Here is a 25,936-nt window from a genome sequence, read left to right on the forward strand (position 1 = left end):
GATTGTTTAGTTGTCAGTGCGTTCAATAAAAAAGTTAGAACCGGCAAACAGTCGGTCATGCCTGCGAGGAACTCGGAATGTCTCTGTTGATCCGTGGCGCCACCGTTATTACCCATGATGAAAGTTATAAAGCCGATGTCTTGTGCGCAGAGGGCCTGATTAGAGCCATCGGCGCTCACCTGGACATTCCCGCAGGCTGCGAAGTGCTCGACGGTAGCGGCCAGTACCTGATGCCCGGCGGCATCGATCCCCACACCCACATGCAACTGCCCTTCATGGGCACCGTGGCCAGCGAGGACTTCTTCAGCGGGACGGCGGCGGGCCTGGCCGGCGGCACCACCTCGATCATCGACTTCGTGATTCCCAACCCTCAGCAATCGCTGCTGGAGGCCTTCCACCAGTGGCGCGGCTGGGCCGAGAAATCGGCCAGCGACTACGGATTCCATGTGGCCGTGACCTGGTGGAGCGAACAGGTGCGCGAGGAGATGGCCGAGTTGGTGCGGCATCACGGGGTCAACAGCTTCAAGCATTTCATGGCCTACAAGAACGCCATCATGGCCGCCGACGACACCCTGGTGGCCAGCTTCGAGCGCTGCCTGGAACTGGGCGCGGTGCCCACGGTGCACGCCGAGAATGGCGAGCTGGTGTACCACCTGCAGCGCAAGCTGCTGGCCCAGGGCATCACCGGGCCGGAAGCCCATCCACTGTCGCGGCCATCCCAGGTGGAGGGCGAAGCCGCCAGCCGGGCGATCCGCATCGCCCAGACCCTGGGCACGCCGCTGTACCTGGTGCACGTGTCCACCCGCGAGGCCCTGGATGAAATCACCTATGCCCGGGCCCAGGGCCAGCCGGTCTATGGCGAAGTGCTGGCCGGGCACCTGCTGCTGGACGACAGCGTGTACCGCGACCCGGACTGGCAGACCGCCGCCGGCTACGTGATGAGCCCGCCCTTCCGCCCGCGCGGCCACCAGGAGGCGCTGTGGCATGGCCTGCAATCGGGCAACCTGCACACCACCGCCACCGACCATTGCTGCTTCTGCGCCGAGCAGAAGGCCGCCGGGCGCGAGGACTTCAGCAGGATCCCCAACGGCACCGCCGGCATCGAGGACCGCATGGCCGTGCTGTGGGACGAAGGGGTCAACAGCGGGCGCCTGTCGATGCAGGAGTTCGTCGCCCTGACCTCCACCAACACCGCCAAGATCTTCAACCTCTACCCGCGCAAGGGGGCGATCCGCGTCGGCGCCGATGCCGACCTGGTGCTGTGGGACCCGGCCGGTACCCGGACCATTTCCGCCAAGACCCACCACCAGCAGGTGGACTTCAACATCTTCGAAGGCAAGACCGTGCGTGGCATCCCCAGCCACACCATCAGCCAGGGCCGGCTGGTGTGGGCCGACGGCGACCTGCGGGCCGAGCGCGGCGCCGGGCGCTACGTCGAGCGCCCGCCCTACCCGACGGTGTTCGACCTGCTGAACAAGCGCGCCGAAGCCCACAAGCCGACTGCCGTCGAACGCTGAACCTGTCGCCCTGTAGCCGCTGCCGAGCCTTGGCGAGGCTGCGATCGGGTTGGGCGGCAGTCCGAAGAAGCGCGCCCTAACCCGGCTATCGCGTTCTACCTGGCGCACCGCACGCGCAGGTTTTGCGGCAACTGCGTTGCCGATCGCAGCCTCGCTGGGGCTACAGAAACAGGCAGCGAATCAGAGGTCAGCGCGATAACCGCTCCATCGCTGAAAAACAATGCCCATCAGAGGCATTCGATAAAAAAACCTGAGGCCAGAACCGTGATCCAGACCCTGAACCACTTGCCCCGTCCGACCCTGGACGGCGTCACCCTCGCCGAGCATTTCAGCGACCTGGCGCCACCCCTGACCCCACGCCAGGCGCAGCTGGAAGCTTCGCGCTGCCTGTACTGCTACGACGCGCCCTGCGTCAACGCCTGCCCCAGCGAGATCGACATCCCCTCGTTCATCCGCCACATCCACACCGACAACGTGCAAGGCGCGGCGCAGAAGATCCTCGCGGCGAATATCCTCGGCGGCAGCTGCGCCCGGGTCTGCCCCACCGAGGTCCTGTGCCAGCAGGCTTGCGTGCGCAACAACGCCCAGGAATGCGCGCCGGTGCTGATCGGCCAACTGCAGCGCTACGCCCTGGACAACGCGCAGTTCAGCCAGCATCCGTTCCAGCGCGCCGCCGCCACCGGCAAGCGTATCGCCGTGGTCGGCGCCGGCCCGGCCGGGCTGTCCTGCGCCCACCGCAGCGCCTTGCACGGCCATGAGGTGGTGATCTTCGAGGCCCGGGAAAAAGCCGGGGGCCTCAACGAATACGGGATCGCCAAGTACAAGCTGGTGGACGATTTCGCCCAGCGCGAACTGGAGTTCCTGCTCGACGTCGGCGGCATCGAGATCCGCCATGGCCAGGTACTGGGCGACAACTTGAGCCTGAGCGAACTGCACCAAGAGTTCGATGCGGTATTCCTCGGCCTGGGCCTGGCGGCCAGCAAGCGCCTGGGCCTGGAGCACGAGGACGCCCCCGGGCTGCTGGCGGCCACCGACTATATCCGCGAGCTGCGCCAGACCGACGACCTTGGCCAGTTGCCCCTGGCCGAGCGCTGCATCGTCATCGGCGCCGGCAATACCGCCATCGACATGGCGGTGCAGATGGCCCGCCTCGGCGCCCGCGACGTCAACCTGGTGTACCGCCGTGGCGCCGCGGACATGGGCGCCACCGGCCATGAGCAGGACATCGCCAAGGCCAACCAGGTGCGGTTGCTGACCTGGGCCGCTCCCGAACAGGTATTGCTGGACGACCAGGGCCGGGTGCGCGGCATGCGCTTTGCCCGGACCCAACTGGTGGAGGGTCGCCTGCACACCACCGGCGAAACCTTCGAGCTGGCCGCCGACGCGATCTTCAAGGCCATCGGCCAGGCGTTCGACAGCGCCAGCCTGGACGATCCTCTGGCCCGGGAACTCAAGCGCAGCGGCGAACGCATCGCCGTGGACGAGCAACTGCGCACCAGCATTCCCGGAGTCTACGCCGGTGGCGACTGCACCAGCCTCGGCCAGGACCTCACCGTCCAGGCCGTGCAGCACGGCAAGCTGGCCGCCGAGGCCATGCATGCTCAACTCATGCTCAACGTGGAGGCTGCGTGATGGCCGATCTGTCGATTGTGTTCGCAGGAATCAAGGCGCCCAACCCGTTCTGGCTGGCCTCCGCGCCGCCCACCGACAAGGCCTACAACGTGGTCCGCGCCTTCGAGGCGGGCTGGGGCGGTGTGATCTGGAAAACCCTCGGCGAAGACCCGGCGGCGGTCAACGTGTCGTCGCGCTACTCGGCGCATTTCGGCGCCAATCGCGAGGTGCTGGGGATCAACAACATCGAGCTGATCACCGACCGCTCCCTGGAGATCAACCTCAGGGAAATCACCCAGGTGAAGAAGGATTGGCCGGACCGGGCGCTGATCGTTTCGCTGATGGTGCCTTGCGTCGAGGATTCGTGGAAACACATCCTGCCGCTGGTGGAGGCCACCGGCGCCGATGGCATCGAGCTGAACTTCGGCTGCCCCCACGGCATGCCGGAACGCGGCATGGGCGCGGCAGTGGGCCAGGTGCCGGAGTACGTCGAGCAGGTGACCCGCTGGTGCAAGACGTACTGCTCGCTGCCGGTGATCGTCAAGCTGACGCCGAACATCACCGACATCCGCCAGTCGGCCCGCGCCGCCCATCGTGGCGGGGCCGATGCGGTGTCGTTGATCAACACCATCAACTCCATCACCAGCGTCGACCTGGAGCGCATGGTGGCCCACCCGATGGTGGGCAGCCAGAGCACCCACGGTGGCTACTGCGGCTCGGCGGTCAAGCCGATCGCCCTGAACATGGTGGCCGAGATCGCCCGTGACCCACAGACCCGTGGCCTGCCGATCTGCGGCATCGGCGGTATCGGCAGCTGGCGCGATGCCGCGGAATTCGTGGCCCTGGGCTGCGGCGCGGTACAGGTGTGCACGGCGGCGATGCTGCATGGCTTTCGTATCGTCGAAGAGATGCAGGATGGCCTTTCGCGGTGGATGGACAGCCAGGGCTACCACAGCCTGCAGGACTTCTCCGGGCGGGCGGTGGGCAACACCACCGACTGGAAGTACCTGGATATCAACTACCAGGTGATCGCGAAAATTGACCAGGAGGCGTGCATCGGTTGCGGCCGTTGTCATATTGCCTGCGAAGACACTTCGCACCAGGCCATCGCCAGCCTCAGGCAAGCGGACGGCACCCATAAATATGAGGTGATCGACGAAGAATGCGTGGGCTGCAACCTGTGCCAGATCACCTGCCCGGTGCAGGATTGCATCGAGATGGTGCCGCAGCAGACCGGCAAGCCATTCCTCGACTGGCTGCATGACCCCCGCAACCCTCACCGCGAGGAAGCAGCTACAAGCGGCAAGTTCTAAGCAGCAAGTCGCAAGCTTCAAGCTCCTAGCTTGAAGCTTGCTTTCACTTGCCGCTTGCCGCTGCCTCTATGGTTCCAGGCCGATGCCGCGCAGGATCACGCTGGTGACGGTCTGCACCGCCCGTTCGAATTGCAGATCCGACAGCGGCTGGTGGTCGTTGAGGATGTTCACCTGGTGGTCGAAGTCGGCGTAATGCTGGGTCGAGGCCCAGATCAGGTACAGCAGCGCCGAGGGTTCCACCGCAAGGATCCGCCCGTCGTCGACCCATTGGCGGATCTTGGCTTCCTTCATCTTCGCCCAGTCGTACAGGCTCTCGTCCAACGCGGTGCCCAGGCTTGGCGCGCCATGCATGATCTCGTTGGCCCAGACCTTGGAGCCGTGGGGGCGGCTGCGCGAATGCTGCATCTTGGCGCGGATATAGCTGCTGAGCACCACCCGCGGGTCGTCGAACATCTCGAAGCACAGGGCGTCCTGCTTCCACACGTCCAGCAGGTCCAGCAGCACCGCGCTGTAGAGTTCGTGCTTGGTGCTGAAGTAGTAATGCAGGTTGGAACGCGGCAGTTGCACCTCTTCGGCGATGTCGGCCATGGCGGTGCCGGCGTAACCCTTTTCGGCGAAGACTTTCTCGGCCCCCAGGAGGATCTTTTCCACGTTGTTGCGACGAATCTCGATCTTGTGATTGCCCATGAGGGCTCCTACCAAAACAGTCTGCGGCAAGACTAGCACCCTGCTAAGCGCACTTCTAACTCAAGCACTGCCGAGAAAACCGGCTTGCTTGCCCGCTAGAGCCAGCGCGGATCGCCGGTGCCAGTGCCATGCCTGCATCAGCGTGGCGGCGGGTTCATGGGAGCCACACCCAGCTCGCCATTTCATGTTAAATCACGCCCTGGCGCAGCCAGCCCCCTGGGCCGGGGAAACGACTCGCCGCCCAGCGATTGACGCGACAACGCTTTGCCCCAACAGGCAGGGAGCATCCTTACGGAGACCTCATGGACGAATTCAAGCGCTTCAATTTCAATTTGAGTTTCGACAGGCAGAAAATCGCTCAAGTCCCGGAGCGACTGCAGATCCAGAGAAGCCTTGGCTTCTTGCAGGAGATCGGCAGGATCGACCCTATCCTCAAGCACTGGTTCTTGTGCGCTGACAGCCGCAACAAGGGCCTGGAGCATGAGGTGCTGCTGGACGAAGCCAGTTTTGTCCGCGAAGTGCAGTCCTGGAAGGATGAGGACTTCGCCATCAATGACATGAGCTTTGTGCTCTGGAACGGGATATCCGACCCGCTCAAAGGCGGGCTTTCACTCAAGTACCACGCAAGGCACAGAGGTTCGCTGCCCACGGGCCTCGAGTTTTCCGACGCTGGGACCTTGGTCCGCTGCTTGCAAAATCCGCGGCAAGGTTTGGTGGAACTGATCAGCACGGCGTTTGAGTTCTGGCCGGAGATCGCCTGGGGCGTGGTGGCCCCCAACGCTTACTACCGCCGGCAACGAACCTTCGCAGACCGGCAAACCGTCGGCTGGATCGGCTACTGCCCCCAGCCCTTGTCGGCGCAGGATTTCCCCCAGGTGGATGAACTGCGCCCAACCCCGGCCCAAGGCAGCATCATCGTCACATGCCCCGGCGTCATGGATGAAGGCAATGCACAACATCTGCAGAAAATCGCAACGACCGATGCCAAGCTGGTCGAGCTGGGGTTCCTGCCCATGCGGCATTAAAGACGCCTTCGGGGTTTCGCTGGCGGGCATCATTGGGTAGGATCGGCCTCCCGCTCATTTGCAGCCGTCACTGCAGTGCTCCGTCCAAGCGTTGATTCGCGACACGGGCATACAGGTCTCTGCCCAAATGCCGGCCCTACCCTACCGCCGGCCATCTAATCAGTTACCAAGATGGATCATCCCCATGAAGATTCGCCCTCGCGTCGCTGCGGACGACGCCTTGCTTACCGCGCTCTGGGAGCGTTCGGTACGCGCCACCCATGACTTCATCAGCGAAGACGACATCCAGCGCCTCTACCCGCTGATACGCGACAGCTACCTGCCGGCCCTGCAAGTGCTGGTCTGGGAGAACCCCGATGCCACGCCTGGCGGCTTCATCGCCATTGGCGACGACACCGTGCAGATGCTGTTCATCGAACCGGCCCAGCGTGGCCAGGGTATCGGCCGCCAGTTGCTGGATCAGGTCCGGCAGCCGGGTCTGAAGGTCGATGTCAACGAGCAGAACCCCCAGGCCCATGGCTTCTACCGTCACTATGGTTTCGTCGACTACGGTCGCTCGGAAACCGATGGTGAAGGCAAGCCGTACCCCATCATCCACATGCAGTTGCAAGACGCTTGAACCATACCGGCGCCCCAGCGGCGCCGGCTCCCTGGCTTTTCTACAGGTAACCTGCCATGTCGTTGAAAACACTCTGCACCACCTCCGCCCTCCTCACCTGCCTGCTGGCCACCGGCTCGGCACTGGCCCACGCCCACCTGAAAACCACCACGCCCGCCGCCGACAGCAGCGCCAGCGCCCCCAGCGAGCTGCGTCTGGAGTTCAGCGAGGGCGTGGAAGCGGCCTTCACCAAGGTCGAGCTGAGCAAAGACGGCGCCCCCGTCGCGCTCAAGGGCCTGGCCACCGAAGGCGCGGACAAGAAGACCCTGGTCGTCACCCCCGCCAGCGCTCCACTGCCGGCCGGCAGCTACAAGGTGCAATGGCACGCCGTGTCAGTGGACACCCACAAGAGCGAAGGCAGCTACAGCTTCAAGGTGAGCCCATAACCCATGGCGTCATGGCTGGTGCTGTGCCGCTTCGTGCATTTCGCCGCGATCCTGACCCTGGTCGGGGCCTGGGGCTTGCGCCCGTTGCTGCTGGGCCGAGGCCATGAAGTCGTGCAGCAGCGGCTGGACCGCGTGGCTCGCGGGCTGACCCTGGTCGGCCTGGCCAGCGCTCTGGGTTGGTTGCTGCTGATCAGCGCCAGCATGGCCGGGGCCTGGTCCGCCGCCCTGGACCCGGCGACAGTTTGGCTGGTGCTGGGCAAGACGTTCTTCGGCCAGGTCTGGACCTGGCACCTGGTGCTCAACCTGGTGTTGCTGGGCCTGCTGCTGACACCCCTGGGCCGTTCCCTGCCGTTGCGCCTGGGGCTGGCCGCCCTGCTCCTGGGCACCCTGGCCCCGGTGGGCCACGGCGCCATGTTCGATGGCCTCAAGGGGCAATTGTTGATTCTCAACCAGATCGTCCACCTGGGCTGCGTCGGCCTGTGGCTGGGCGGTTTGCTGGTATTGCTGATGGTCCTGCGCCAGCCGCAGGCGTCCCTGGAGCCGCTGCTGCGGCGCTTCAGCGGCGTGGGCTACGTGCTGGTGGCGGGCCTGTTGGCCAGTGGCCTGGTCAACGTGAGGATGCTCACTGGCCAATGGTGGCCGACCCCGCTGTTCAGCGGTTTCGCCCTGGTGCTGTTGGTGAAAGCCCTGCTGGTGGCCGGCATGCTGGCCCTGGCCCTGTTCAATCGCTTGCGCACCCGGGGCTGCGACCAGCGCCTGGACAGCCTGCGCCGCAGCGTGGGCCTGGAGTGGTTGCTGGGCATCGCCGCCGTGGCGGCCGTCGCCTTGCTAGGCACCCTACCGCCGCTGCAAGCCTGAACCGCCTTTGTAGCCGCCGCCCAGCGCCAGCGCGGCTGCGACCGGGCGCGCAGCGCCCGTGGAAACAGGCACCGCAATTATCCAGATGGAATGCATAGGCCGGTTTGGCGAGGACTGCGTCCTCGTGCGCAGCCTCGCGGGCTCGACAGCGGCTACAGGGCGGTAGCGCTAGGGGGTGACGGAGGTGTCGATGCTGACCACCACCGACAACCCCGGGCGTAGGCGATCCAGCTCTTGCTGGTCAGGGTCGACGGTGATCCGCACCGGCACCCGCTGGGCGATCTTGACGAAGTTGCCAGTGGCGTTGTCCGCCTGCAGCAAGGCGAATTCCGAGCCGGTGGCCGGCGAGATCAGCTGCACCTTGCCGGTGAACTTGCGGTGGTTCAGCGCATCCACGGTGAAGCTCACCGGCTGCCCCAGCCGGACGTTGTCCATCTGGGTTTCCTTCATGTTGGCGATCACCCACAGCTGGTCCGGCACCAGGGCCATCAACTGCGCCCCGGAGTTGACGTAGGCCCCCAGGCGCACGCCGATCTGCCCCAGCTGGCCATCGCGCGGGGCGAGGATCCGGGTGTTGGACAGGTCGATCCGCGCCAGTTGCACCGCCGCTTCGGCATTGGCCACCGCCGCCTCCAGGGAGCCGCGATTGACGATCACGGTCTGCAGGTCCTGGCGGGCGATTTCCAGCTGGGCCTGGGCCTGGGCCACCGCTGCCACGGTCTGGGCATTGGCGGCGCGGGTCACGTCCAGCTCACGCCGGGACACCGAACCATCGGCGATCAGCGCCTCGTTGCGCGACAGGTCCGCGGCGCTCTTGCGCGCCTGGGCCTGGCTGTCGGCCAGGGCCGCCTGGCGCAGCTTGATGGTGGCTTCGGCGCTGTTGCGTTGTTGCAGGTTATTGGCCAAAGAGGCCTTCTGCACCGCCAGCTGGGCCAGGGACTGGTCCAGGCGCTGCTGGTAGATGCGGTCATCCAGGCGCACCAGCAGGTCGCCGGTCTTGACGTGCTGGAAGTCCTGCACCGGCACTTCAAACACATAACCGCTGAGTTGCGGCCCGATGATCGTCACCTGGCCACGCACCAGGGCGTTCTCGGTGCTTTCAATGGCGCTGGAAAACGGCGGCAGCTGCCAGGCGTAGAGCACGATCAGCACGCCGACGATGGCGATCGCGGCAAACCCCAGGGACGAGATGATCCGCACTGCCAACGGCCGTGGCTCGGTGGCAGGAATGGTCGGCGGGCCATTGGGCTCGGGGCTCGAGGCGATGGCATTGGTGGTGGGATTGACGGTTTCGCTCATGAAGAAGGGGCACCACTGGGTTGGACGGGAGGCTGGGGCGCGACGGGCTTGGTGGTGCTCATCAGCCACAGGCTGCGGATGAAGATCCAGATCATGGTCAGCACGGCGATCACCGCGATCAGCATGAATACATCGTTGTAGGCCATCACGTTGGCTTCGCGGGTGGCCGCCGAAGCCAGGCTGCGCATGCCTTGCAGGGTGCGCAGGTCAGGGTCGGCGATGACCTTGCCATAGGCCGCCGCGCCGCTCTGCACCCGGGCCAGGACCTGGGGGTCGAGCAAGGTCAGCTGCTCGACGATGAAGCTGGAATGGTATTTCTCGCGCACGATCTGGAAGGTCCCCAGCAGGGCCGAGCCGATCAGCCCGCCGAGGTTCTGGCAGATGCCGAACAGCACCGAGAAGCTCACCAGGTTGCGCGGGTTGGTCAGCACGTTGCGGGTGCCCAGGACCATGGTCGGGCCAAGGAAGAACGTACCGCCGAAAGCCAGCAGGAACTGGCTGATGTACATGTTGGCCGGGCGCGTGAGGTTGCTGGAGAAACTGTCCATCACCGAACCGACGGCCATCAGCGCCAGGGAAATGACCAGGGGCATGAACAGGTGCGCCGGGTTGATGGTCAAGGCGCTGGTGGCCAGCCCCGCAATGCTGCCCAGCAGCATCACCCCGTAAAGCAGGCGCATCTGTTCGCTGCTCATGTTCAGCGCCTGGAGGAAACCCACCGCGCCGGTGGACTGCTCCGAGAGCACCATGCGGATCAGGATCACCGCCAGGGCCAGGCGGATCATCGCCCCGCTGCCCAGCCAGCGGGTCATCAGCATCGGGTTGCTGCGGTTATGTTCGATGCATAGGCCAGCGAAGATCAGCAGGATCGAGGCGGCGCTGGCGTAGCCGATCCACGGAGCCTCCAGCCACCAGTCGATGCGCCCCAGGGACAGCACCGCGCACAACAGCGCCACGCCGGTGGCGAGCAAGGCGAAGGTCAGGAAGTCGAGTTTCTCGAAGGTGCGAAAGCGATCGCCGGGCGGCAGCTTGAGCATGAACACGCAGCCCAGGGAAGCCAGGGCCAAGCCCAGCTCGAACAGGTACAGGCCACGCCATTCGGCGATCTGCAGCAGGTCTTCGGAGAACAGCCGCGCCAGGGGCAAGGCCAACTGCGAGGTACCCAGCCCCAGCACCAGGGCCTTGAGCCGCCATTTGGCCGGGAAGGCCTGGACCATGTAGTACAGGCCCAGCGAGCTCAAGGCCGCACCCACCATGCCGTGGGCCGCACGCACGGCGATGGCCGAGCTCAGGTCGTTGACGAACAGGTGGCCGAAGGTCACCAGGGCATAGAGCACCAGGAACACCTCGGTGAAGGCCCGCAGGCCGAACTGCTGGCGGAATTTCACCAGCAGCAGGTTCATCGACACGTTGGTCATGACATAGGCGGCCGGCAACCAGGCCATTTCCGCGGTGGTGGCCCCCAGGGCGCCTTGCAGGTACGGCAGGTTGGCGATCACCAGGGAGTTGCCCAGCCCACCGGTGATGGCCACCAAAAGGCCCACTAGCGCATAAGCCAGGCGCTTGTGGGTGGGGTGCAGCGGTGTCGAGGGCGAGCCGGGCAAGCTGGGCTTTTCGTGGGGCTGCCAGTTGCGCGGGGCGTAGTGATCCATGCAGTGACCTTAGTGTTGTTCTGGTCCGTACCGGGAAGGTCGACGCGGATCGTGTGACCGCCAGCCTGCCATAAACCCCCGGGCCCAGGCACGCCTGGAGTACGTTGGGTGAATTTTATTTCAAGACGCTGGCGTCGCCGGAGTTTTTTCGAAATCCTGCAACGGATGGCGACGGGTGCCGCTGACTGTTCGATCCTGGCCTGGTTGCATATCTTGTCCTATCCCTGTGGAGCATAAATGCCGCTTAATTTCGTGAAGATGCATGCCAATGGCGACGATTTCGTGGTGATCGACGCCCGCGGTCGCGGCCAGCCGATCACCGCCGAACGCGCCAGGGCCTTGGGCGACCGGCAACGTGGCATAGGTTTCAATCAACTGGTGGTGCTGGGCGATTGTCGCGAGAGCGCGGCGCAACTGACCTTCTTCAATGCCGATGGTTCCAGCCTCGATGCCTGCGGCAGTGCTACCCGGGGTGCCGCCGAGCTGTTGCTGCGCGAAAGCGGCGCCAGCGCGCTGCGCCTGAAGACCGCCCGCGGCCTACAAGATTGCCAGCGCCTGGCCGACCACAGCGTGTCGGTGGAGATGGGCGTTCCCGGGCTCGCCTGGCAGGACATTCCCCTGGCCCGGGAGCTGGACAGCCTGCGCCTGCCGCTACCGGGGGAACCGGCGGCGTGCAGCATGGGCAATCCGCATTGCAGTTTTTTCGTCGACGACCTGCAGCAGCTGGACATCGCCAGCCTTGGACCGGCGGTCGAGACCCATCCGTTGTTCGTAAAGCAGACCAACGTGCATTTCATCCAGGTCATCGACCGCCAGACCATTCGCCTACGGATCTGGGAACGCCACGGCGGCATTCCCCTGGGTTCCGGTTCCTGCTCCTGCGGCGCAGTGGTCAACGGCATCCGCCGGGGCCTGCTGGACAACCAGGTGACGGTGCTGTGCGACGGCGGACCGGTGAGCGTGAGCTGGGACGGCCAGGGCAAGGTGCGCCTGGCCGGTAGCGTGACCCGGGTGTTCAGCGGCTGGCTGTAGGGCCAGCCCTGCCCCGCTCCGGGCCTACAGCCAGCCCAGCCATTTCCACCAGGTCATGGCGAACACCAGCATCAGCAGGTAGCCGACCAGCGTCACCACCAGCCCGACCTTGGCGAACTGGCGCGCGGTGAAGGTCTCGGTGCCCAGGCACACCATGTTCTGCGGGGCGTTGATCGGCAGGATGAAGCCGTAGCTGACCACGAACCCCAGGAGCATGGTCATGCCCAGCCGGCTGAACTCGCCCGGCAGGGTCTGCAGCACCGCGATGAGGATCGGCAGCAAGGCCGAGGTCAGTGCCGTGGCGCTGGCGAACCCCAGGTGGATCAGGATCAGGAAGGCGCCGAGGATGGCGAAGACCGCCAGCGGGCCGACCTGGTCCAGCCCGGTGTGGGCCACCACCTGAGTGCCCAGCCATTGCCCGGCCTGGGTACTGAGCAGCGCCGAACCGAGGCTGATGCCGACCCCGAAGACGATCACCGTGCCCCAGGGAATGCGCGACTGCACATCCTTCCAGGTCATGATGCCGATCCGTGGCAGCAGCAGGAGCACCAGCCCGGCGTAGGTGGTGGTCGTGGTGTCGAACGGGTGCAGCTTGCCTTCGGTGGACCAGGCCAGCAGCAACAGCAGCGACACCGCCAGCAGGCGCTTCTGCGGCCCGGTCATGGGGCCGATATCCGCCAGGGACCTGGCCACCGCTTCCTTGCCGCCGGGAATGCTGTCGCTCTCCGGGGGCAGCATCTTGAGCACCAGATACAGCAGCACCAGGGACATGATCAGCGCCCAGGGCGCCCCGGCGATCAACCAGTCGAGCCAGGCCACGCGCTGGCCGAGCATCTTGTCCATGAATCCCACGGTCAAAAGGTTCTGTGCGGCGGCGGTCTGGATCCCGACGTTCCAGATACTGGTGCCCTGGGCCACCACGATCATCAGCCCGGCGGCGATGTTCGAGCGCTTGTCGACGCCGAACGCGGCGATCACTCCCATCATGATCGGCACCACGCAGGCGCTGCGGGCGGTGGCGCTGGGCACCAGCAGGCTGAGGAGGATGGTCACGGCGATGGCACCCAGGAGGATGCGCCGGGTACTGGTGCCGACCCGGGCCAGGGTTACCAGGGCGATGCGCCGGTCCAGGCCGGTGTGGGTCATGGCGGCGGCGATGAACAAGGCGCCGGCCACCAGGGCCAGGGCCGAGTTGGAAAACCCGGTCAGGGCCAGGCTGATGGCCGCCGAGCTGCCATACAGTTGGCCAGGGTCGTTCAAGGTTGGCGCGGTGCCGATGAGGATCGCCATCAGGGCGGTGATCATGATCGCGCTGGCCTCGTAGGACACCGCTTCGCTGATCCACACCACCACCGCGAATGCCAGGATCGCCAGCATCCGGTGCCCCGCCACGGGCAGGTCGGCGGGCAGCGGCAGGAACAACACGCCGATCATGGCCAGCACGGCGATCAGCAATCCAATTGGTAATGCGGCCTTGGCCGCGGGCGCCGTTGTCACAGGCGTAGTCATGGGCCTTTTCCTTCTCCATTGGACAGGCGCCCAGCATGGCGCAAAAGCGCAAAAGGCGCGTTGATGGGAGTCAAACCAGGGGCCGTGTATGGCTCGGCACGAGTCGCAGAACCTGCATCCGTGGTGTACCTGCCAGGACGAATCGCCCGGTTTGCGGGGCGTTGGCGCGCTGGGTGAAACGGAGAATCGTTTACAGAAATATTTTTTAACATCTCTACAGATTTTTCATCATTTAGGAGTCAGAGTGATATCAGGGCGACAAGGAGTCGACACAAACCTGGCTGTATCACTCCAACCTGCAAGGTGCCTCTATGGTGACAAGAAACTTGAAGCTGACTTCCAGGGCGCTGCTGAGCTTCGGCGCCATCTGCGTACTACTGATCGGCCTGGGGGGGCTGGCACTGTGGAAGATGGGACAGATTCACGACGCCGCGCTGGACTTGCAAACCAACTGGATGCCCAGCGTCCGCCAAGCCGCGAAAATCGAATCCGGCACCTTGCGGGTCCGCCTGGAGGCCCTGCACTACGCCACTGAGGGAGACAACCAGAAACCCGCTTCGCTGGACAAGCTGGGCACCCTGAAGACCACCCTGGCCCAGGCCATCAAGGACTATGAACCGCTGGTGTCCGGCCCCGAGGAGAAAGCTGCCTACGAACAGGTCAAGCGTGGCGCCCAGGACTACCTCGACAAGCTGGCGGTGATGATCAACTCCACCCAGACCAACACCGCCCAGCAGACCGCCGACTACATCAACCAGATCACGGTGCCTCTGGCCAACACCCTGCAAGCGTCCATCGAGGAGCTGATTCGCATCAACGAAAGCGGGGCCGGGCAATCCGCCGTAATCGCCGGCGACCAGTTCAGCACCGGCCTGACCGTGACCTGGGTGATCATCATCCTGGCCATCGTGCTGACCATCTTGATCGCCACCCTGTTCACCCGCAGCGTGACCCGGCCCGTGCTGTCGTTGCTGGCCAGCACTCGCAAGATCGCCGAGGGCGACCTGCGCACCCAGGTGGAGGTCAGTGGGCATGACGAACTGACCGATCTGCAAGCAGCGACCCAGGCCATGCTCGACAGCCTCAAGTCGACCATCCGCCATATCAGCGACTCCTCGACCCAACTGGCCTCGGCCGCCGAGGAGATGAGCGCCATCACCCGCGAATCCAACGCCGGCATCCAGCAACAGAGCATGGAGACCGACCAGGCCGCCACGGCAGTCAACGAGATGACCGCGGCGGTGGAGGAAGTGGCGCGCAACGCGGTATCCGCCTCGCAATCGACCCAGGCCTCGGAACGCTCGGCGGGCCTGGGCAAGGAACGGGTCGAGCAGACCATCCATGCCATCGAGAAGCTCACCGGCACCGTGGAGAACACCCGGGTGGAAATGGCCGGCCTGGCCCAGCAGGCCCAGGACATCACCAAGGTCCTGGACGTGATCCGCGCCATCGCCGAGCAGACCAACCTGCTGGCCCTGAACGCCGCCATCGAGGCGGCCCGTGCCGGCGAGCAAGGTCGGGGCTTTGCCGTGGTGGCCGACGAGGTGCGGGCCCTGGCCCATCGCACCCAGTTGTCGACCCAGGAAATCGAGCAGATGATCCAAGGCATCCAGAACGGCTCGAGCAAGGCCATGCTGTCCATGCAGCAGAGCAGCGAGGACGCCAACCAGACCCTGGCCATCGCCCACGAGGCCGGCAGTGCCATCGGCCATATCACCGAAGCCATCAGCGACATCAACGAGCGCAACCTGATGATCGCCACCGCCTCGGAAGAACAGGCCCAGGTGGCCCGCTCGGTGGACCAGAACCTGATGAGCATCCGCGACCTGGCGTTGCAGAGCTCGTCCGCCGCCAGCCAGACCTCCCTGGCCAGCAGCGAACTGTCGTCCCTGGCGGTGGGTCTGAACAAGCTGGTGGCACGCTTCGCCCTGTGACGCGTGTCGTGGGGCCTTAGCGAAACGCGTGGGTAAAAACGCTCGTGTGATCCGCAGTTCCCCGCTGCAACGGCTGCCGTCCAGCCGTTGCAGCGGGGAGAGTCGAGCGCCCCGTGGGGAGTACTGGTGATGCTGAAATTGATCTCGCTGCAACAACTGCAAATGGGCATGTACATCCACCAGTTCTGTGGTTCCTGGCTGGACCACTCGTTCTGGAAAGCCGGTTTCGTCCTCAACAGCCGTGAAGACCTGCGGCGCCTGCAACGCTCGAACCTGAGCGGCTTGTGGATCGACTCGGCCAAGGGCCGCGACCTGCCCGAACCTGGCGAGCGGCAAGCGACCCCGCCACCCGCGCCCGAACCGCCCTCGCCTGCCGCCGCCCCAACGACTGCACCGCGGGCCAGCATGGGCGAGGAGCTGCAACGGGCCATCAAGGTCTGTGCCCATTCACGCCAGGCGGTGATGGACATGTTCCAGGAAGTACGCATGGGCCAGGTGATCCAGGTGCAACAGGTCAACGAACTGGTGGGCATGATCACCGATTCGCTGCTGCGCCATCCCCACGCCCTGATCAGCCTGGCCCGACTCAAGCGCGCCGACGACTACACCTACATGCACTCGGTGGCGGTGTGCGCGCTGATGCTGGCCACTGCTCGCCAACTGGGCCTGTCGGAGCACTTCGTGCGACTGGCCGGGGTGGCCGGGCTGCTGCACGACGTGGGCAAGCTGACCATCCCCGATGCCATCCTCAACAAACCGCAGAAGCTGTCGGACAGCGAGTTCGAACAGGTCAAGCTGCACCCCGAGGCTGGCGGCAGCATCCTGCGCCAGAACGGTGCGGTGGATGCCCTGGTGCTGGATGTGTGCCTGCACCACCATGAAAAGGCCGACGGCTCGGGTTATCCGCACCGCCTGAAGGGCGAGCAGATCAGCCTGTTCGCGCAGATGGGCGCGGTCTGCGACGTCTATGACGCGGTAACTTCCAACCGCCCCTACAACCGCGGCTGGGACCCGGCCGAGGCGATCCAGCGCATGTCCACCTGGACCGGCCACTTCGACCAGCGGGTGTTCCAGGCCTTCGTCAAGAGTGTCGGGATCTACCCGGTGGGCTCCCTGGTGCGCCTGGAGAGCGGGCGCCTGGCGGTGGTGCTGGAGCAACACCCGGATGCGTTGCTGACCCCCAAGGTCAAGGTGTTCTTCTCCACCCGCTCCAACCTGCCCCTGGAACAGAGCGTGGTGGACCTGGCCAAGGTCAAGGGACGCGAACGCATCATCGCCCGTGAAGCCCCCGGCGACTGGGACTTCAAGGAACTCGATCGGTTATGGCAGGACGTCCCGGCCTGAGCCTCAGGTGCCCAGGGTCAGGCCATTGGCCGGCAGCGGCAACGCAGTCTTGTAGCGCACCTGCTTGAGGGCGAAGCTGGAGCGAATATTGGCCACCCCGGGCACCTTGGTCAGAAAGTCCATCATGAAGCGCTCCAGGGACTGGATGCTGGGCACCAGCACGCGAATCAGGTAGTCCGGGTCACCGGCCATCAGGTAGCACTCCATCACTTCCGGACGATCGGAGATGGCCTCTTCGAAGTGCTGCAGGGCCTCTTCCACCTGTTTCTCCAGGCTGACGTGGATGAACACGTTGACGTGCAGGCCCAGGAGGTCGGCATCGAGCAGGGTCACCTGCTCGCGGATCAGCCCCAGTTCCTCCATGGCCCTGACCCGGTTGAAGCAGGGGGTTGGCGACAGGTTCACCGAACGGGCCAGGTCGGCGTTGGTGATGCGGGCGTTCTCTTGCAGGCTATTGAGAATGCCGATATCGGTACGGTCCAGTTTGCGCATGAGACAAAACAACCTTGTTTTTATGTTTATGCAGATTTTTTATCTGCAAATGACTTTCTGCGCAACGAAACAGAGATAAATATTCTCCTTCTCCCGGCCTATGATGTTTGTAGGACAAGATTTCCCTTACCCAGGGAATGACTGCCAGCTAGCGCGCCCAAATACAAGAAATCCACAAGATCGAGCGTAGAAAGCCATGACCCCAGCGTATGCTCCGCTACGCCTGCACGTGCCCGAACCATCGGGCCGTCCCGGCTGCAAGACCGACTTCACCTACCTGCGCCTGAACGACGCCGGCCTGGTGCGCAAACCCCCGATCGATGTAGAACCCGCCGATACCGCCGACCTCTCCCGTGGCCTGATCCGAGTACTCGATGACCAGGGCAACGCCCTGGGCGAATGGGCCGAAGACGTGCCTGTAGAGATCCTCCGCCAGGGCATGCGAGCCATGCTCAAGACCCGCATCTTCGACAACCGCATGGTGGTCGCCCAGCGCCAGAAGAAGATGTCGTTCTACATGCAGAGCCTCGGCGAGGAAGCCATCGGCAGCGCCCAGGCGCTGGCCCTGAATGTCGACGACATGTGTTTCCCCACCTATCGCCAGCAAAGCATCCTGATGGCCCGCGAAGTGCCACTGGTGGACATGATCTGCCAACTGCTGTCCAACGAGCGCGATCCGCTCAAGGGGCGCCAGCTGCCGATCATGTACTCGGTGAAAGAAGCCGGGTTCTTCACCATCTCCGGCAACCTGGCGACCCAGTTCGTGCAGGGCGTGGGCTGGGGCATGGCCTCGGCGATCAAGGGCGATACCAAGATCGCTTCGGCCTGGATTGGCGACGGCGCCACCGCCGAATCGGACTTCCACACCGCCCTGACCTTCGCCCACGTCTACCGGGCGCCGGTGATCCTCAACGTGGTCAACAACCAGTGGGCGATCTCCACCTTCCAGGCCATCGCCGGTGGTGAAGCCACCACCTTCGCCGGACGCGGCGTGGGTTGCGGCATCGCCTCGCTGCGGGTCGACGGCAACGACTTCATCGCCGTGTACGCCGCCTCGCGCTGGGCCGCCGAACGCGCCCGCCGCAACCTCGGCCCGACCCTGATCGAGTGGGTCACCTACCGTGCCGGCCCGCACTCCACCTCCGACGATCCGTCCAAGTACCGGCCGGCCGACGACTGGAGCCACTTCCCGCTCGGCGACCCGATCGCTCGCCTCAAGCAGCACCTGATCAAGCTCGGCCACTGGTCCGAAGAGGAACACGCCGCGCTCAGCGCCGAACTCGAAGCCCAGGTCATCGCCGCGCAGAAGGAAGCCGAACAGTTCGGCACCCTCGCCGGCGGCCAGATCCCCAGCGCCGCGACCATGTTCGAGGATGTCTACAAGGACATGCCCGAGCACCTGAAACGCCAACGCCAGCAACTGGGGGTTTGAGATGAACGATCACAACAACAATATCCAGCTGGACACCGCCATGACCACCACCACCATGACCATGATCCAGGCCCTGCGCTCGGCCATGGATGTGATGCTCGAGCGTGACGACAACGTCGTGGTGTTCGGCCAGGACGTGGGGTATTTCGGCGGCGTGTTCCGCTGCACCGAAGGCCTGCAGGCCAAGTACGGTACCTCGCGGGTGTTCGACGCACCGATCTCGGAAAGCGGCATCATCGGCACCGCCGTCGGCATGGGCGCCTATGGCCTGCGGCCGGTGGCGGAAATCCAGTTCGCCGACTATGTCTACCCGGCCACCGACCAGATCATCTCCGAAGCTGCGCGCCTGCGTTATCGCTCCGCCGGCCAGTTCACCGCGCCGCTGACCATGCGCATGCCTTGCGGCGGCGGCATCTATGGCGGCCAGACCCACAGCCAGAGCATCGAGGCGGTGTTCACCCAGGTCTGCGGCCTGCGTACCGTGATGCCATCCAACCCCTACGACGCCAAGGGCCTGCTGATCGCCTCCATCGAGAACGATGACCCAGTGATCTTCCTGGAGCCCAAGCGCCTGTACAACGGCCCGTTCGACGGCCACCACGACCGCCCTGTGACCCCGTGGTCCAAGCACCCGTCGGCCCAGGTGCCGGACGGCTACTACAAGGTCCCGCTGGACGTGGCAGCCATTGCCCGTCCGGGCAAGGACGTCACCGTGCTGACCTACGGCACCACGGTCTATGTCTCGCAAGTGGCGGCCGAAGAAACCGGCATCGACGCCGAGGTCATCGACCTGCGCAGCCTGTGGCCACTGGACCTGGACACCATCGTCAAATCGGTGAAGAAGACCGGCCGTTGCGTGGTGGTGCACGAGGCCACCCGGACCTGCGGTTTCGGTGCCGAGTTGGTGTCGCTGGTGCAAGAGCATTGCTTCCATCACCTGGAGGCCCCGATCGAGCGCGTCACTGGTTGGGATACGCCGTATCCCCACGCGCAGGAGTGGGCATATTTCCCAGGGCCGTCCCGAGTGGGCGCGGCGCTGCAACGGGTCATGGAGGTCTGAATGGGCACGCACGTTATCAAGATGCCGGACATCGGCGAAGGCATCGCAGAAGTAGAACTGTCGCAGTGGCACGTGAAGGTTGGCGACCTGGTGGTCGAAGACCAGGTGCTGGCAGACGTGATGACGGACAAGGCCATGGTCGACATCCCCTCCCCGGTCCACGGCAAAGTGCTGGCCCTGGGCGGCGAGCCGGGTGAAGTGATGGCGGTAGGCAGCATCCTGATCAGCATCGAGGTCGAGGGTGCGGGCAACCTCAAGGACTCCGACCAGCTGCCGACGCCGAGCAAGGCGCCAGCCGCCGCGGAAAAACCGGCCGCCGCGCCGGTGGCCGCCGCACCTCAAGTGGAAAAACCGGCTCCCGCCTGCCAGGCCGCCGCCAGCCGTCCGGCCCAGGCTCCGGTCGCCCGGGAAGCCAACGAACGCCCACTGGCCTCGCCGGCGGTGCGCAAGCATGCCCTGGACCTGGGCATCCAGCTGCGCCTGGTACAAGGCAGCGGCCCTGCCGGGCGCGTCCTGCATGAAGACCTGGATGCCTACCTGGCCCAGGGCACCCGGGCGGCGCACGGACATTCGGCGCCATCTGCCGGTTATGCCGAGCGCCACGACGAGGAGCAGATCCAGGTGATCGGCATGCGCCGCAAGATCGCCCAGCGCATGCAGGAGTCCAAGCACCGCGCCGCGCACTTCAGCTATGTCGAGGAAGTGGACGTCACCGCCCTGGAAGAGCTGCGCATCCACCTCAACGAGAAGCATGGCGCCACCCGCGGCAAGCTGACCCTGCTGCCGTTCCTGGTACGGGCGATGGTCGTGGCCCTGCGCGACTTCCCGCAGATCAACGCACGCTACGACGATGAAGCCCAGGTCATCACCCGCCACGGTGCGGTGCACGTCGGGGTCGCCACCCAGAGCGACGTTGGCCTGATGGTGCCGGTGGTGCGCCACGCCGAGGCCCGCAGCCTGTGGGGCAACGCCGAGGAGATCGTGCGCCTGGCCAAGGCCGCCCGTGCCGGCAAGGCCGCGCGTGAAGAGCTGTCCGGCTCGACCATCACCCTCACCAGCCTCGGCGCCCTGGGCGGGATCGTCAGCACGCCGGTGCTGAACCTGCCGGAAGTGGCCATTGTCGGGGTCAACAAGATCGTCGAGCGGCCCATGGTGATCAAGGGCCAGATCGTGATTCGCAAGATGATGAACCTCTCCAGCTCCTTCGATCACCGGGTGGTCGACGGCATGGACGCCGCGCAATTCATCCAGGCCATCCGCGGCCTGCTCGAACAACCCGCCACGCTGTTTGTGGAGTAAGACATGCAACAGACTCTCAACACCCAACTGCTGATCATCGGTGGCGGCCCTGGCGGCTATGTCGCAGCGATCCGCGCCGGCCAGCTGGGGATCTCCACCATCCTGGTGGAAGGCCAGTCCCTGGGCGGCACCTGCCTGAACATCGGCTGCATTCCGTCCAAGGCACTGATCCACGTAGCCGAGCAGTTCCACCAGACCCGCCACCACAGCCAGGGCTCGGCCCTGGGCATCGAAGTGGCGGCGCCGACCCTGAACATCGGCAAGAGCGTGGAATGGAAGGACGGCATCGTCGACCGCCTGACCACCGGGGTCGCGGCCCTGCTGAAAAAGAACAAGGTCCAGGTGATCCATGGCTGGGCCCGGGTGATCGACGGCAAGACCGTGGAAATCGACGGCGCCGACACCCGTATCCAGTGCGAGCACCTGCTGCTGGCCACCGGTTCCAAGAGCGTCAACCTGCCGATGCTGCCCCTTGGCGGGCCGATCATCTCCTCCACCGAGGCCCTGGCGCCCAAGGTCCTGCCCAAGCGCCTGGCCGTGGTCGGCGGTGGCTACATCGGCCTGGAACTGGGCATCGCCTACCGCAAGCTGGGGGTGGAGGTCAGCGTGGTCGAGGCCCAGGAGCGCATCCTGCCGGCCTATGACGCCGAGCTGACCCAACCGGTGCTGGAATCGGTCAAGCAACTGGGGATCAAGCTCTACCTCAAGCACAGCGTGCTGGGCTTCGATGCCGGTACCAGCAGCCTGCAGGTACGCGAGCCCAACGGCGACACCCTGGCCCTGGCAACCGACCAGGTGCTTGTGGCAGTGGGCCGCAAGCCCAACACCCAGGGCTGGAACCTGGAAGCGCTGAACCTGGACATGAACGGCTCGGCGATCAAGATCGACGCACGCTGCCAGACCAGCATGCGCAACGTCTGGGCCATCGGCGACCTGAGCGGCGAGCCGATGCTGGCCCACCGGGCCATGGCCCAAGGCGAGATGGTGGCCGAGCTGATCGCTGGCAAGCATCGGGAGTTCACCCCGGCGGCGATCCCGGCGGTGTGCTTCACCGATCCGGAAGTGGTGGTGGTCGGCAAGACGCCGGACGAAGCCAAGGCCGCCGGCCTGGACTGCATCGTCAGCAGCTTCCCGTTCGCTGCCAACGGCCGGGCCATGACCCTGGAATCCAAGGGTGGCTTCGTGCGCGTGGTGGCACGGCGCGACAACCACCTGGTGGTCGGCTGGCAGGCGGTGGGCGTCGGGGTTTCCGAATTGTCCACGGCCTTTGGCCAATCCCTGGAGATGGGCGCGCGCCTGGAAGACATCGGCGGCACCATCCACGCCCACCCGACCCTGGGCGAGGCCGTCCAGGAAGCCGCGTTGCGCGCCTTGGGCCACGCGCTGCACATGTAACCACCAGAGCGTAGGAGCGAGGCTGCCTGCGATAAGGCCAGCAGGTACGCCAGAGATGTCGAACCGTCTGCGCCGATATCATCGCGAGCACGCTTCGCTCCTACAGAAAAGATGCAAAGCAGGTCGCTATCCGTGGGGTGACGGGAGGGTTCATGAGCAGGCTAAGTTTTTTTGCTCCCCCTCCCATCGTCCGGGGTGCGGCCTGCCCCCGGAATGCAGTATTGTTGTGCCCATCCAATAAAAACGTCAGAAGCCTTGAGCCGTTCCGACGGTTGTTAAGAGATAGAGGGTGTCATGGGTAACGAAAGCATCAATTGGGACAAGCTGGGTTTTGACTACATCAAGACAGACAAGCGCTATCTGTCGTACTGGCGCAATGGCGAGTGGGACGCAGGCACCCTGACCGAAGACAACGTGCTGCACATCAGCGAGGGCTCCACCGCCCTGCACTATGGCCAGCAGTGCTTCGAGGGCCTCAAGGCCTACCGCTGCAAGGACGGTTCGATCAACCTGTTCCGCCCGGACCAGAACGCCGCCCGCATGCAGCGCAGCTGCGCTCGCCTGCTGATGCCGCAAGTACCGACCGAACAATTCATCGAAGCGTGCAAGGCCGTGGTCAAGGCCAACGAACGCTTCATCCCGCCTTACGGCACCGGCGGCGCGCTGTACCTGCGCCCGTTCGTGATCGGCGTGGGTGACAACATCGGCGTGCGCACCGCACCCGAGTTCATCTTCTCGATCTTCGCCATTCCGGTCGGTGCCTACTTCAAGGGCGGCCTGACCCCGCACAACTTCCTGATCTCCAGCTATGACCGTGCAGCGCCACAGGGCACCGGCGCGGCCAAGGTCGGTGGCAACTACGCCGCCAGCCTGATGCCCGGCTCCCAGGCCAAGAAGGCCAGCTTCGCCGACTGCATCTACCTGGACCCGCTGACCCACAGCAAGATCGAGGAAGTCGGCTCGGCCAACTTCTTCGGGATCACCCATGACGACAAGTTCGTGACCCCGAACTCGCCATCGGTGCTGCCGGGGATCACCCGCCTGTCGCTGATCGAACTGGCCAAGAGCCGCCTGGGCCTGGAAGTGGTCGAGGGCGACGTGTTCATCGACAAGCTCGGCGACTTCAAGGAAGCCGGCGCCTGCGGTACCGCTGCGGTGATCACCCCGATCGGTGGCATCGAGTACCAGAACAAGCTGCACGTGTTCTACAGCGAAAAAGAAGTCGGTCCGGTCACCCAGAAGCTCTACAAGGAGCTGACTGGCGTGCAGACCGGCGAAGTCGAGGCTCCGGCCGGCTGGATCGTCAAGGTCTGACCCGCCCCGCTTCACCCGAGCCCGCCTCTGCTTGCCAGCGGCGGGCTTTTTATTGTCCAGCGCTTGGCTCAGTTGCTGCCGATGCGCTTGCCCGGCCGCACCGCCACCTGGCTGGCCTGGCCATCGCGCTGCTTGCCGTGGCGCGCCTGGGCGATCAACGCGGGGATCAACGGCCCCTCCGGCAGGTGCTTCCAGAACCGCGCCGGCAAGTGCCCCTGCATGACCTTGGGGTTGAGCCGCGCCGGGTTGAAGATATGGCTGTAGTAGGTCAACCACAGCTCGCCCCCGGGGTCTTCCATGCCCTGGGCCAGCTGTTGCCAGCCAAGTGGACACTGGCGCAGGTACAGCAGGCGTTCGCCATCGAAATACACCCCGTCCCGGGGCGTGGCGATCATCCAGCGCTGGCGCCCCATGCGCCCGATGAAATGCTCGCTGGCGCTGGCCAGGATGTCGTGGGCCGGCTCATGCCAGGCCACGAACTGCGGCTGCTCGGCCAGGGCCGAACGTCCTGGCGGCACCGCGATAAAACGCACGAAAGCGTGCAAATGATGGGCCTCGCGATCCACCTGGCGGATGCGCCGTTGCAATTCGCTGCCCAAGGGGTCGCCGCTGAGCATGGCCGTGCGGTCGCCATGGCTGACCCGCCACAACACCTCGTACAACAGGCTCCAGCGTTGCTCGCCGCAATAGCTTCCCGCCCGTTGCAACAGGCCCAGCAGCGCCAGGGGAATGCGCGCCTGGAACGGCCCGGGCTGCTGCGGATAGTCCTGCTGCTGGCCGAACAGGTCGGCCTCGCGGGCGCCGGACCAACTGACCTGGCTGGGGTCGATGCCATGGCTGAGCAAGCGCCGGGCCTGCTCGCGCCAGGTGTCGAACGACTCGTGGCAGTCCAGGTCGATCATCCCCACAACCCCATCTGCTGCGGCTGCGGGCGATCGCGCAGTTGCTGGTAGAGCTGCGCGCTGCTGGTCTCGGCCTGGCGCGGGTGATAGTCGCTGGTGATCAGGAACGGCTTGGCCTTGCCCAGCACGCACCGCATGCGCGCCAGGTCCTCGAAGCGGATGCGCCGTTCCCGGCGCAGCTCCACCAGGCGCTGTGTGGTACGCAGGCCGATCCCCGGGATACGCGCGATCAACGCTGGTTCGGCGCGGTTCAGGTCCAGGGGAAACAGGCTGCGGTTCTCCAGGGCCCAGGCCAGCTTGGGGTCGATGTCCAGGGCCAGGTGCCCGGGCCCCTTGAACAGTTCATTGGCGCTGAAGCCATAACCGCGCAACAGAAAGTCGGCCTGGTACAGGCGGTGCTCGCGCATCAGCGGCGGCGCGGCCAGGGGCACGCTCTTCGGGCTGTTGGGGATCGGGCTGAAGGCCGAGTAATAGACCCGGCGCAGGCGGAAGTTGCCGTACAACGCCTCGGCACTGTGCAAGATGGTGCTGTCGTCGGTGTCGTCAGCGCCAACGATCATCTGCGTGCTCTGCCCAGCCGGGGCGAAACGCGGTGCCCGGGGCTCGTTGAGCACCGTCTGCTCGCCGGTGTGGATGGTGCGCATGGCCTGCTTGATCGAGCCCAGCTGCTTTTCCGGGGCCAGGGTCCTGAGGCCCTGGTCGGTGGGCAACTCGACATTCACGCTCAAGCGGTCGGCATAGCGCCCGGCCTGCTCGATCAACGCGGGGTCGGCATCAGGGATGGTCTTGAGGTGGATGTAGCCACGGAACTCGTGCTCCTCACGCAAGAGCCTGGCCACCTGCACCAACTGCTCCATGGTGTAGTCCGCCGAGCGGATGATCCCGGAACTGAGGAACAGCCCGCTGACGCAGTTGCGCCGATAGAAGTCCAGGGTCAGGCGTACCACTTCCTCGGGGGTGAAGCGGGCCCGTGGCACATCGCTGGAACGGCGGTTGACGCAATACTGGCAGTCGTAAAGGCAGAAGTTGGTCAGGAGGATCTTCAGCAACGAGACGCAGCGCCCGTCCGGCGTGTAGCTATGGCAGATGCCCATGCCGTTGGTCGAGCCCAACCCTTCCTTGCCCAGGGAGCTGCGCTTGGGGGCGCCACTGCTGGCGCAGGAAGCGTCGTACTTGGCGGCATCGGCGAGGATGCCCAGCTTGTCGATCAGTTGCAT

22 protein-coding genes are annotated in these 25,936 nt (G+C 65.0%); 15 read left to right on the forward strand and 7 right to left on the reverse strand.

From position 1 onward, the window contains the following. Nucleotides 1–77 precede the first annotated feature (77 nt). The 3 genes from hydA to preA all read left to right on the forward strand — a co-directional run bounded on the left by hydA (nucleotide 78) and on the right by preA (nucleotide 4,441). Entirely contained in the window at nucleotides 78–1,517 is a 1,440-nt protein-coding gene (gene hydA, locus ATY02_RS19110; protein ID WP_068584427.1) for a dihydropyrimidinase, read from the forward strand. A 264-nt stretch (nucleotides 1,518–1,781) separates the two neighbouring features. Then, complete coding sequence (locus tag ATY02_RS19115; RefSeq protein ID WP_068584429.1) at nucleotides 1,782–3,149, forward strand: NAD(P)-dependent oxidoreductase; 1,368 nt, start codon at nucleotides 1,782–1,784, stop codon at nucleotides 3,147–3,149. Then, nucleotides 3,146–4,441: an NAD-dependent dihydropyrimidine dehydrogenase subunit PreA gene (preA, locus tag ATY02_RS19120; protein ID WP_176719766.1), complete on the forward strand. Its 1,296-nt coding sequence runs from the start codon at nucleotides 3,146–3,148 to the stop codon at nucleotides 4,439–4,441. The genes ATY02_RS19115 and preA overlap by 4 nt, the downstream gene beginning before the upstream one ends. Nucleotides 4,442–4,507: 66 nt before the next feature. Here preA and ATY02_RS19125 read toward each other — a convergent pair whose 3' ends face one another. Next, complete coding sequence (locus ATY02_RS19125; protein WP_068584434.1) at nucleotides 4,508–5,128, reverse strand: TetR/AcrR family transcriptional regulator; 621 nt, start codon at nucleotides 5,126–5,128, stop codon at nucleotides 4,508–4,510. 302 nt (nucleotides 5,129–5,430) lie between these two features. Between ATY02_RS19125 and ATY02_RS19130 the strand changes: the two genes are divergently transcribed. The 4 genes from ATY02_RS19130 (at nucleotide 5,431) to copD (ending at nucleotide 8,055) form a co-directional block, all read left to right on the forward strand. Further along, a complete protein-coding gene (locus ATY02_RS19130) occupies nucleotides 5,431–6,153 on the forward strand; it encodes an Imm52 family immunity protein (protein WP_068584436.1) in 723 nt (240 codons plus the stop codon). Between the two features lie 184 nt (nucleotides 6,154–6,337). Then, a complete protein-coding gene (locus ATY02_RS19135; protein ID WP_022643928.1) occupies nucleotides 6,338–6,772 on the forward strand; it encodes a GNAT family N-acetyltransferase in 435 nt (144 codons plus the stop codon). Between the two features lie 56 nt (nucleotides 6,773–6,828). Continuing rightward, complete coding sequence (gene copC, locus ATY02_RS19140; RefSeq protein WP_068584439.1) at nucleotides 6,829–7,197, forward strand: copper homeostasis periplasmic binding protein CopC; 369 nt, start codon at nucleotides 6,829–6,831, stop codon at nucleotides 7,195–7,197. A 3-nt stretch (nucleotides 7,198–7,200) separates the two neighbouring features. Beyond that, a complete protein-coding gene (gene copD / locus ATY02_RS19145) occupies nucleotides 7,201–8,055 on the forward strand; it encodes a copper homeostasis membrane protein CopD (RefSeq protein WP_068584441.1) in 855 nt (284 codons plus the stop codon). Between the two features lie 168 nt (nucleotides 8,056–8,223). Here copD and ATY02_RS19150 read toward each other — a convergent pair whose 3' ends face one another. Continuing rightward, nucleotides 8,224–9,354 (reverse strand): HlyD family secretion protein, encoded by a 1,131-nt coding sequence (locus tag ATY02_RS19150; protein ID WP_068584445.1) that lies wholly within the window; start codon nucleotides 9,352–9,354, stop codon nucleotides 8,224–8,226. Beyond that, nucleotides 9,351–11,006: an MFS transporter gene (locus tag ATY02_RS19155; protein ID WP_068584448.1), complete on the reverse strand. Its 1,656-nt coding sequence runs from the start codon at nucleotides 11,004–11,006 to the stop codon at nucleotides 9,351–9,353. Before ATY02_RS19155 ends, ATY02_RS19150 begins: the two co-directional genes overlap by 4 nt. Nucleotides 11,007–11,243: 237 nt before the next feature. On the opposite strand from ATY02_RS19155, the gene dapF reads away from it, so the two are divergent. Next, entirely contained in the window at nucleotides 11,244–12,038 is a 795-nt protein-coding gene (gene dapF / locus ATY02_RS19160) for a diaminopimelate epimerase (RefSeq protein ID WP_068584450.1), read from the forward strand. 24 nt (nucleotides 12,039–12,062) lie between these two features. Here dapF and ATY02_RS19165 read toward each other — a convergent pair whose 3' ends face one another. Beyond that, the gene (locus ATY02_RS19165; RefSeq protein WP_068584452.1) at nucleotides 12,063–13,547 is read right to left on the reverse strand and encodes a DASS family sodium-coupled anion symporter; all 1,485 of its coding nucleotides are present in this window, start codon (nucleotides 13,545–13,547) and stop codon (nucleotides 12,063–12,065) included. A gap of 311 nt (nucleotides 13,548–13,858) precedes the next feature. Here ATY02_RS19165 and ATY02_RS19170 point away from each other — a divergent pair, with 311 nt between their 5' ends. Next, nucleotides 13,859–15,481 (forward strand): HAMP domain-containing methyl-accepting chemotaxis protein, encoded by a 1,623-nt coding sequence (locus tag ATY02_RS19170; protein ID WP_068584455.1) that lies wholly within the window; start codon nucleotides 13,859–13,861, stop codon nucleotides 15,479–15,481. A 129-nt stretch (nucleotides 15,482–15,610) separates the two neighbouring features. After that, nucleotides 15,611–16,825, forward strand: coding sequence for an HD-GYP domain-containing protein (locus tag ATY02_RS19175; protein WP_068595873.1), 1,215 nt, complete (start codon nucleotides 15,611–15,613; stop codon nucleotides 16,823–16,825). Nucleotides 16,826–16,828: 3 nt separating this feature from the next. Here ATY02_RS19175 and bkdR read toward each other — a convergent pair whose 3' ends face one another. Continuing rightward, the gene (gene bkdR, locus ATY02_RS19180) at nucleotides 16,829–17,317 is read right to left on the reverse strand and encodes a Bkd operon transcriptional regulator BkdR (protein ID WP_068584458.1); all 489 of its coding nucleotides are present in this window, start codon (nucleotides 17,315–17,317) and stop codon (nucleotides 16,829–16,831) included. Nucleotides 17,318–17,513: 196 nt separating this feature from the next. On the opposite strand from bkdR, the gene ATY02_RS19185 reads away from it, so the two are divergent. From ATY02_RS19185 to ATY02_RS19205, 5 genes are all read left to right on the forward strand, one after another. Beyond that, on the forward strand, nucleotides 17,514–18,749 hold the full coding sequence (locus ATY02_RS19185) for a 3-methyl-2-oxobutanoate dehydrogenase (2-methylpropanoyl-transferring) subunit alpha (protein WP_068584459.1): 1,236 nt from the start codon (nucleotides 17,514–17,516) through the stop codon (nucleotides 18,747–18,749). 1 nt (nucleotide 18,750) lies between these two features. Continuing rightward, a complete protein-coding gene (locus tag ATY02_RS19190; RefSeq protein ID WP_068584462.1) occupies nucleotides 18,751–19,809 on the forward strand; it encodes an alpha-ketoacid dehydrogenase subunit beta in 1,059 nt (352 codons plus the stop codon). Beyond that, nucleotides 19,810–21,108, forward strand: a complete 1,299-nt coding sequence (locus tag ATY02_RS19195) for a dihydrolipoamide acetyltransferase family protein (protein WP_068584465.1) — start codon at nucleotides 19,810–19,812, stop codon at nucleotides 21,106–21,108. A 3-nt stretch (nucleotides 21,109–21,111) separates the two neighbouring features. Next, nucleotides 21,112–22,503 carry a dihydrolipoyl dehydrogenase gene (gene lpdA / locus ATY02_RS19200; protein ID WP_068584469.1) on the forward strand — a complete coding sequence of 464 codons (1,392 nt, stop codon included), beginning with the start codon at nucleotides 21,112–21,114 and terminating at the stop codon, nucleotides 22,501–22,503. Nucleotides 22,504–22,797: 294 nt separating this feature from the next. Beyond that, nucleotides 22,798–23,817 (forward strand): branched-chain amino acid aminotransferase, encoded by a 1,020-nt coding sequence (locus ATY02_RS19205; RefSeq protein ID WP_068584472.1) that lies wholly within the window; start codon nucleotides 22,798–22,800, stop codon nucleotides 23,815–23,817. Nucleotides 23,818–23,885: 68 nt separating this feature from the next. On the opposite strand, the gene ATY02_RS19210 is transcribed toward ATY02_RS19205, so the two are convergent. Next, a complete protein-coding gene (locus tag ATY02_RS19210) occupies nucleotides 23,886–24,719 on the reverse strand; it encodes a TIGR03915 family putative DNA repair protein (RefSeq protein ID WP_068584474.1) in 834 nt (277 codons plus the stop codon). Next, nucleotides 24,716–25,936: a putative DNA modification/repair radical SAM protein gene (locus ATY02_RS19215; protein WP_068584476.1), complete on the reverse strand. Its 1,221-nt coding sequence runs from the start codon at nucleotides 25,934–25,936 to the stop codon at nucleotides 24,716–24,718. Before ATY02_RS19215 ends, ATY02_RS19210 begins: the two co-directional genes overlap by 4 nt.

The sequence above is a fragment of the Pseudomonas sp. BIOMIG1BAC genome (assembly GCF_001705995.2).
Classification (GTDB): Bacteria; Pseudomonadota; Gammaproteobacteria; order Pseudomonadales; family Pseudomonadaceae; genus Aquipseudomonas; species Aquipseudomonas sessilinigenes.